The 5039-nt window shown below is 62.3% G+C and carries 4 protein-coding genes; all 4 read left to right on the top strand.

The genetic code is table 11. The features are described 5' to 3' along the window. The first annotated feature begins 177 nt into the window (after window positions 1-177). The 4 genes from J1G35_RS30395 to J1G35_RS30380 all read left to right on the top strand — a co-directional run bounded on the left by J1G35_RS30395 (window position 178) and on the right by J1G35_RS30380 (window position 4745). Window positions 178-2178, top strand: a complete 2001-nt coding sequence (locus J1G35_RS30395; RefSeq protein WP_027607169.1) for a ribonucleoside triphosphate reductase — start codon at window positions 178-180, stop codon at window positions 2176-2178. A gap of 31 nt (window positions 2179-2209) precedes the next feature. After that, window positions 2210-2365 carry an anaerobic ribonucleoside-triphosphate reductase gene (gene nrdD / locus J1G35_RS30390; RefSeq protein ID WP_027607168.1) on the top strand — a complete coding sequence of 52 codons (156 nt, stop codon included), beginning with the start codon at window positions 2210-2212 and terminating at the stop codon, window positions 2363-2365. Beyond that, window positions 2362-3057 carry an anaerobic ribonucleoside-triphosphate reductase activating protein gene (locus J1G35_RS30385; RefSeq protein WP_223016846.1) on the top strand — a complete coding sequence of 232 codons (696 nt, stop codon included), beginning with the start codon at window positions 2362-2364 and terminating at the stop codon, window positions 3055-3057. The genes nrdD and J1G35_RS30385 overlap by 4 nt, the downstream gene beginning before the upstream one ends. Before the next feature lie 68 nt (window positions 3058-3125). Beyond that, window positions 3126-4745, top strand: coding sequence for a methyl-accepting chemotaxis protein (locus J1G35_RS30380; protein ID WP_223016845.1), 1620 nt, complete (start codon window positions 3126-3128; stop codon window positions 4743-4745). Window positions 4746-5039: the final 294 nt, after the last annotated feature.

Raw genomic sequence — 5039 nt, 5'->3', positions numbered from 1 at the left:
AAAGTGACCCGCTGTAAGAGCGGAACCATAGGCCGCCGTTACCTAAATAACGGATATGTACCCAATCAAAAAAGCTTGACCCCGATCAAGGGAAGCAAAACCCAGTCTCCGTAATATCACTGCATGTTGTGTTTTAAGTTGTTATTTAATCTATATGTAGTGCCTGGAGCCCGGAAAATGCAAAACACGCTCACCCCGTTGGTCAGCACCCGCCTACACAAACGCGACGGCAGCCTGGTCCCCTTCAACGCCGAAAAAATCCACCACGCCCTGACCGCTGCCGGCACCGCAACCGGCGAGTACCAAGAGGCCGACGTCGACCTGTTACTGGGCGCCGTCCTGGCCCGCCTGAGGGGCATCGAACACCTGGACGTCGAACAAATCCAGGACAGCGTCGAACGCGTGTTGATGGACGCCGGCTACTTCCTCTCCATGCGCGCCTACATCGTCTACCGCGAACAACACGGCCGCCTGCGCCGCGACCGCAAGACGCTGGTGGAAGTCGCCACCTCGATGAACGAATACCTCGACCGCGAAGACTGGCGCGTGCAAGCCAATGCCAATCAGGGCTATTCCCTGGGGGGGCTGGTGCTGAACGTGTCGGGCAAGGTCACCGCCAACTATTGGCTCGACGAGGTCTACAGCCAGCAGATCGGCCGCGCGCACCGCGAGGCGGATTTGCATATCCATGACCTGGACATGCTCGCCGGTTATTGCGCCGGCTGGTCGCTGCGTTCGCTGTTGCACGAAGGCCTCAATGGCGTGCCGGGCCGTGTCGAAGCCGGGCCGCCCAAGCACTTGAGCAGCGCCCTGGGGCAGATGGTCAACTTCCTCGGCACCCTGCAAAACGAATGGGCCGGCGCCCAGGCGTTCAGCTCGTTCGACACCTACCTGGCGCCCTATGTGCGCAAGGACCAACTGAGTTACGCCGAGGTGCGCCAGGCGGTGCAGGAGTTCATCTACAACCTCAATGTACCGTCGCGTTGGGGCACCCAGACGCCGTTTACCAACCTGACCTTCGACTGGGTGTGCCCGGAAGATCTGCGCGAGCAGGTGCCGGTGATCGGTGGTGAGGAAATGCCATTTGCCTATGGCGACCTGCAAGCGGAAATGGAGCTGATCAACCGCGCCTATATCGAAGTGATGCAGGCCGGCGATGCCAAGGGCCGAGTCTTCACCTTCCCGATTCCCACCTACAACATCACCCACGATTTCCCCTGGGACAGCGAGAACGCCGACCGCCTGTTCGAGATGACTGCGCGCTACGGCCTGCCGTATTTCCAGAACTTCCTCAATTCCGATATGCAACCCAACCAGGTGCGCTCGATGTGCTGCCGCCTGCAACTGGACGTGCGCGAGCTGCTCAAGCGCGGCGGTGGGTTGTTCGGTTCGGCGGAGCAGACCGGCAGCCTGGGCGTGGTGACGATCAACTGCGCGCGCCTCGGCTACCTGTTCAAGGGCGACACCTCGGGCCTGTTGCAACGCCTGGACAGCCTGATGGACATGGCCATGGAAAGCCTGGAGGTCAAGCGCAAGGTGATCCAGCACCATATGGACGCCGGCTTGTACCCCTACACCAAGCGTTACCTCGGCACCTTGCGCAATCACTTCTCCACCATCGGCCTCAACGGCATGCACGAGATGCTGCGCAATTTCACCGGCGACGAGCAGGGCATGCACACCGAAGAGGGCCGCGCATTTGCCCTCAAGCTGCTCGACCATGTGCGCGCCACCTTGCTGCGCTTCCAGGAAGACACCGGCCACCTCTACAACCTCGAAGCCACGCCGGCGGAAGGCACTACCTACCGTTTCGCCAAGGAAGACCGCAAGCGCTACCCGGACATCCTGCAGGCCGGCAGCGACGTCGCGCCGTACTACACCAACTCCTCGCAACTGCCGGTGGGCTTTACCCAAGACCCCTTCGAAGCCCTGGAGCTGCAAGACGAACTGCAATGCAAATACACCGGCGGCACCGTGTTGCACCTGTACATGGCCGAGCAGATTTCCTCGGCCCAGGCCTGCAAGCAACTGGTGCGCAAGGCGTTGGGGCGGTTCCGTTTGCCGTACCTGACGATCACCCCGACGTTCTCGATCTGCCCGGTGCACGGCTACCTCGCCGGTGAGCATGAGTTCTGTCCCAAGTGCGATGAAGTGCTGGCACTTGCCGCTGCGCACTGAACCAATCTTCCAACCCGCAAGGAGATTCACCATGCAAACATCCCAGCCACAACGTCAGCGCTGCGAAGTCTGGACCCGGGTGATGGGTTATCACCGGCCCGTGTCGGCGTTCAATCCTGGCAAACAATCCGAGCACAAGGAACGCGTGCATTTCACTGAAACGGCCGCCGTGGCCGGGCGCCAATGAGTCGAGCGCTACGGGTCGGGGGCCTCGTGCCCCTGACCACCCTCGACTACCCCGGCATGCTCGCCTGTGTGCTGTTTTGCCAAGGCTGTGCCTGGCGCTGTCGTTACTGCCACAACCCGGACCTGATCCCGCCGCGCGGTAGCACGGAGGTGGATTGGCGCCGGGTGTTGCTGTTTTTGCAGCGGCGCAAGGACTTGCTCGACGCCGTGGTGTTCAGTGGTGGCGAGCCGACCTTGCAGGAAGGCTTGCCGGCCGCCATGGATGAAGTGCGGGCGATGGGCTTTCACGTCGGCCTGCACAGCGCCGGGATCAAACCGGCAGGGTTTGCCAATGCGTTGCGGCATGCCGATTGGGTCGGCTTTGACGTCAAGGCGCTCGCCGAGGATTGCCAGTTGATCACCCAGGTCAAGCACAGCGGTGCCGCCAACTGGCGCAGCCTCGACACCCTGTTGGCCAGCGGCGTGGAATACGAGTGCCGCACCACGGTGCATTGGCATTTGATCGACCCTCCTCGGTTGCTGTTGCTGGCCCAGCGTTTGCAAGCCAACGGCGTGCAACGCTTCGCAGTGCAAATGGTGCGTACGGCCAGCATGCTCGATGCGCAATTGTCAAGTTCACCGGCACAGGCCGCGTTGCCGGAGTTATGGGGCCGATTGCGCGAGTTGTTTCCTGCTTTTGTATTGCGAGGGTGACGCGCGCCCTCACCGGATTTTTATACAGGCTGCCCATGGTGGGCAGGTTTTCATCAGGGACTCTCAGAATGAAGCAATTAACCACGGCACAACGCATTGTCATCGGTTTCGCGATTGCGCCGTTGGCCCTGGTCGGCTTGGTGTTCTACGCCCTTCACGACCTGGCAACCCTCAAGCAGCAGTCCGAACAGATCGTGCAGCAGGACTGGCCACGGATTGCGCCGATCATGGTGATCGCCACCGGTGTGCGCGATAACGGGCGCAACACCCGCGACCTGCTGATCGACCAGGATAACCAGCAGGCCCAGGCCTCCATCGGCACCACGCGCGAACGCATCACCCAGGCGTTCGCCACCCTTGAGCCGCTGCTCGACACCGCCGAAGGCAAGGCCGCCTATGCCACCTTGAAAACCCACCGTGAAGCCTACGTGGCGGCCTTCACCCAGGTGCAGGCGCTGATCCGGCAAGGGGCGCGCGAGCAAGGCCTGGCCCAGCTCAAGCAACAGGTGATCCCGGCCGAGCTGGAGGTGTTCAAGAGTCTGGATGCGTTGATGGCCATGCAGGGGCGGTTGTTCGCCGAGCGCCAGCAGGCCGCGCAAACCCTGTATGACGAGGCTCGAGGCACCATGCTCGGGCTGTTCCTGCTGTGCCTGGCGCTGGTGGTGGTGGCGGCGGTGATCGTCACGCGCAGCGTCACCCGACCGTTGGGCGGCGAGCCGGATGAAGTGGCGCGGGTGTTGAGTCATATCGCCGAGGGCGACCTGTCTATCGAGGTGCCGCTGGGCAACAGTATCGACGGCAGTGTGATGCGCAATCTGCACCAGATGCAGCAGAACCTTAACCAGATGGTCCGGCATATCGCCGCGTCGGTGGACGGCGTGGCCAGCTCGTCGGAAGAGTTGAGCGCGGTGAGCGGCCAGACCAGCAGCAGCCTGCAGTTGCAGGGCCAGGAAATCGAACAGGCCGCCACGGCGGTGAATGAAATGACCGCCGCCGTCGACGAAGTGGCACGCAATGCCGTGAGCACCAGCGAAGCTTCGCGCCTGTCGGAGCAGACCGCCCAGCGTGGACAGGCGCAGGTGCAGGAAACCGTGGCGTCGATCAATACCTTGGCCACCGGCGTGGTGGAAACCTCGGAGCGTATCCAGCAACTGGCCGGCCGCGTGCAAGACATCAGCAGCGTGCTCGAAGTGATCCGCAGCATTGCCGACCAGACCAACCTGCTGGCGTTGAACGCCGCCATCGAAGCGGCCCGCGCCGGGGATGCCGGACGCGGGTTTGCGGTAGTCGCCGATGAAGTACGTGCACTGGCCCATCGCACGCAGACCTCGACCCAGGAGATCGAGCAGATGATCGGCAATATCCGCCAGGACACCGAACACGCCGTGGCCGCCATGCACAGCAGCAGTGAGCGGGTACAGGCGACCCTGAGCGTGGCACAACGCTCGGGAGAGGCGCTGGAGGAAATCACCCGGTCCATCTCACAGATCAACGAACGCAATATGATGATTGCCAGTGCCACCGAGGAACAGGCACTGGTGGCGCGCGAAGTGGATCGCAACCTGGTGGGCATTCGCAACCTGTCGCAGCAGGTGTTGCAGGGGGCGATACACACCGAGACTGCCGGGCATGACCTGGCCGGAATGGCGGGGACGCTGCATCAGACGGTGGCGCGGTTCAAGGTGTAACTTTGCCTGCGGGAGGGGCGGTGCGACGATTCGACTTGCCCCCGATAGCCATAGGTATCTACAACGTTGGCTCAACGCTGAACGCCCGGCAGATAGGGCTGTTGTGGCGAGCGGGCTTGTCCCGCGTTGGGCTGCGAAGCAGCCCCAAAACCAGCCTCCACAGAGTGTCTGATGCACTGCGTTCTTCCTTACTGGGGCTGCTACGCAGCCCAACGCGGGACAAGCCCGCTCGCCACAACAGCCCTATCTGCCGGGCGTTCAGCGTTGAGCCAACGTTGTAGATACCTATGGCTA

The organism is Pseudomonas sp. SH10-3B (assembly GCF_019891415.1).
Lineage (GTDB): Bacteria > Pseudomonadota > Gammaproteobacteria > Pseudomonadales > Pseudomonadaceae > Aquipseudomonas.
The sequence above is the reverse complement of the archived record's forward strand: the minus strand, read 5'-3'. Positions and strand labels throughout refer to the sequence as shown.

Coding starts and splice junctions, on each gene's coding strand:
- J1G35_RS30395 (WP_027607169.1), top strand. CDS start 178: ATGCAAAACACGCTCACCCCGTTGGTCAGCACCCGCCTACACAAACGC.
- nrdD (WP_027607168.1), top strand. CDS start 2,210: ATGCAAACATCCCAGCCACAACGTCAGCGCTGCGAAGTCTGGACCCGG.
- J1G35_RS30385 (WP_223016846.1), top strand. CDS start 2,362: ATGAGTCGAGCGCTACGGGTCGGGGGCCTCGTGCCCCTGACCACCCTC.
- J1G35_RS30380 (WP_223016845.1), top strand. CDS start 3,126: ATGAAGCAATTAACCACGGCACAACGCATTGTCATCGGTTTCGCGATT.